The 461-nt window shown below is 34.5% G+C and carries 1 protein-coding gene; it reads left to right on the top strand.

What is annotated here, in order from left to right:
• Nucleotides 1-91: 91 nt before the first annotated feature.
• Nucleotides 92-391 (top strand): DUF4359 domain-containing protein, encoded by a 300-nt coding sequence (locus V7137_RS19490; RefSeq protein ID WP_335699611.1) that lies wholly within the window; start codon nucleotides 92-94, stop codon nucleotides 389-391.
• Nucleotides 392-461 lie beyond the last annotated feature (70 nt).

Below are 461 nucleotides of genomic sequence, written 5' to 3'. Positions count from 1 at the left end.
GATAGGTTTGTTGGTAGACGAGTTATTTTTCAATTTATCGTTATTAAATAAAAATTTACAATCTAAAAATACGAGTTAGGAGATTGCTAAAATGAGACGTTTGTTTCCGATTGTTGTTTTAGTCGCTGTGATTTTGATATTATCCATAACTAATCCGGGACGTTCTGCCTACATCGAATGGGTTAATCACAAAACGATGGATAAATCTTCAAGCTTAATCGAAAAAGGAGTATTATCTCTAGCAGGGAAATCCATTTTCGATGCAGGAACCACACAGAAGGATTATTTTATTTTTTCGATCTACAAAACCGACTTTTCCGAAGTAGGATTAGGAACAGTCACATCGATTGGCATATTCAATAAATTTATCACGATCTCCAGTGCAGAATAATCGTTGTTCAAAAGCCGGTCTCTTTTGGGACTGGCTTATTTTTTTATAAAAGGCTCTATTAAACTTGCCT

Origin of the sequence: Neobacillus drentensis (assembly GCF_036962765.1) — a bacterium.
Classification (GTDB): Bacteria; Bacillota; Bacilli; order Bacillales; family Cytobacillaceae; genus Neobacillus; species Neobacillus drentensis_C.
This window is presented reverse-complemented; position numbering and strand designations above follow the sequence as displayed.

Coding starts and splice junctions, on each gene's coding strand:
- V7137_RS19490 (WP_335699611.1), top strand. CDS start 92: ATGAGACGTTTGTTTCCGATTGTTGTTTTAGTCGCTGTGATTTTGATA.